The sequence below is a fragment of the Bacteroidota bacterium genome (genome assembly GCA_018831055.1).
Classification (GTDB): Bacteria; Bacteroidota; Bacteroidia; order Bacteroidales; family B18-G4; genus M55B132.
In genome coordinates this window covers 1-2,066 of sequence record JAHJRE010000298.1, presented here as the reverse complement: position 1 = coordinate 2,066, position 2,066 = coordinate 1, and the positions used below count along the sequence as shown (strand labels likewise).

The 2,066-nt window shown below is 47.9% G+C and carries 3 protein-coding genes; 2 read left to right on the top strand and 1 reads right to left on the bottom strand.

Annotated features, from left to right (window positions below; translation table 11 throughout):
- Together KKA81_16920 and KKA81_16915 are read left to right on the top strand one after the other, a co-directional pair.
- Nucleotides 1-429 (top strand): ABC transporter permease (locus tag KKA81_16920; protein ID MBU2652610.1); only part of this gene is annotated, 429 nt, incomplete at its 5' end.
- Nucleotides 430-431: 2 nt separating this feature from the next.
- Nucleotides 432-1,619: an ABC transporter ATP-binding protein gene (locus KKA81_16915; GenBank protein MBU2652609.1), complete on the top strand. Its 1,188-nt coding sequence runs from the start codon at nucleotides 432-434 to the stop codon at nucleotides 1,617-1,619.
- Here KKA81_16915 and KKA81_16910 read toward each other — a convergent pair.
- A partial coding sequence (locus KKA81_16910) for a hypothetical protein (GenBank protein ID MBU2652608.1) occupies nucleotides 1,591-2,066 on the bottom strand: 476 nt, incomplete at its 5' end. The two genes, KKA81_16915 and KKA81_16910, sit on opposite strands and share 29 nt — an antisense overlap.

Below are 2,066 nucleotides of genomic sequence, written 5' to 3'. Positions count from 1 at the left end.
CAGGTACTGGGAACCCTGGTGTTCCTAGCCGTGCTGCTTGTTTCGGGGAACGCTCATTACAACAACCTGGTGCTGTTTATTCCGCTGGTCCTTTCCCAATGCCTGTTCATGTACGGACTGAGTATGCTGATTGCCTCAATTCAGACCTTTTTCAGGGATGTTATCCATGTTGTAGGGGTAGCTTTTCAGGCCCTTTTCTGGGCAACTCCTATAGTTTACTCCAGGGAAAAACTGGCTGATCCTTTTCCAATGATCCTGGACCTCAATCCATTCACGCACCTGCTGGAAGGATACAGATGGATACTGATCGGAGATCCTCCCCCTTCCTTTTCAGGAATCCTCTATTGGCTGGCCTGCTGCCTGATCCTGTACTTTATCGGAAGCAAAGTACTTAAAAAATTTAAACCTGTGATACTGGATTTGATTTAATTATGAAATACGCTGTTGCGGCAGAAAATATCTCCAAGGTATACAGGCTCTATTCGGGGCCCAGGGCAATGCTGAGGGAATTTCTTTTTAATGTCCGGGGGCACCAGCTCTTCACCGCCCTCCAGTTGCTCAGTTTTCAGATATCCGCCGGGGAGGCCTTTGGAATAATCGGAAATAACGGAGCGGGGAAAAGCACCCTGTTAAAACTCCTGGCCGGAACCTGTATCCCAACCACCGGGAGTTTCACAATTGCAGGAAGGGTCGGGGCCTTGCTGGAGCTGGGAGTAGGATTCCACCCCGAACATACCGGAAGAGACAATATATACTTCAACGGGGCGATTCTTGGTCTGACAAGGAAAGAAATCGATGACCGGATTGAAAGCATCATTACCTTCAGTGAACTGGAAAACTTCATTGATGAACCAGTCAAGACTTATTCTTCAGGCATGTACCTTCGCCTCGGATTTTCGGTTGCCACGGGTTTTGATTTCTCCATCCTGATAATTGATGAAGCTCTGGCGGTAGGGGACCAGAAATTCCAGAAAAAATGCACCGACCGAATCATTGATTTCAAGGAGAACGGTGGAACCATCCTGTTCTGCTCCCATAATCTGCACCAGGTCAAACTGCTTTGTGACAGGGCATTATGGCTCCATGAAGGAAAAAACATGTTCCTTGGTCCAGCCCGGGATGCAGTTGAATCGTATCAGTCCTTTCTCAGGAAGAATAGCGAACAAACCGCGCCGGCAGCTGATCATAAAGCAGGACAGGGCAAACAGATATGCTGGATTGAAAAACTGTCGGTCACAGACTTAAAAGGAAACCAGGTGACCTCAATCAGGAGCGGTGACAACCTCATGGTAGAGGTGGAAGCATTCTACGGGCCGGAGTTTGCCGGTGAACCGAGCCTGGGAGTTATCCTCAAGAGAAGCGACGAGCTTGTAATCTGTTCTACAGCAAGCCATGAAGATAACGCAGCCCTTGAAAAACTGGATGAAAACCATTTCAGGGGACGGCTGGTTTTTGAAAACATTCCCCTGATGGACGGAGTATACAGCTTTACCGCTGTCGCCATCGACACCTATATGCTGCAGGCTTATGACATTTTTGATGCTGAATGCACCTTTACGGTGAGAGGGGCTTCACCCAATCCGGGAATTGTCATTCTTCCCCACCGCTGGATTGAATGAGCTCTTTCCACTCGACCTTTACCAGCTGAAAATTCTCTATGTCATGGGTTTTTAGACCGCAGCATATCTCGACACCAGGCGGAAGGGGAATCTTGTAGCTGGTCACAGGTACTTTTATGGAAGATGATTGCCCAAGATCCGGGACCAGGACCGTGGTAAATCCATCTCCCCCCTTGAGATCCGCTGTAATATGGGCCGCGCTGTCGCGGTTCTCCAGCAGAGAATCGTAAAAACTCCGCAACCTCTCTTTTTCCGGGGACGTATTTATTTTTTCGCTGTCCGTTAAAACAGGATAAAGAAAATAGTAATACCTGCTTTTAAAATCCTTCTCCCAGAAGCTGTAAAAACTCTCAAAGCTTTCGAGAGGGGCCCTTTGGATAAGAAATTCAATCAGGTTTATCCTCTCGTTCCTTTCCCGGTCAGAAAGAATTTTCCAGGGCTCAGAAT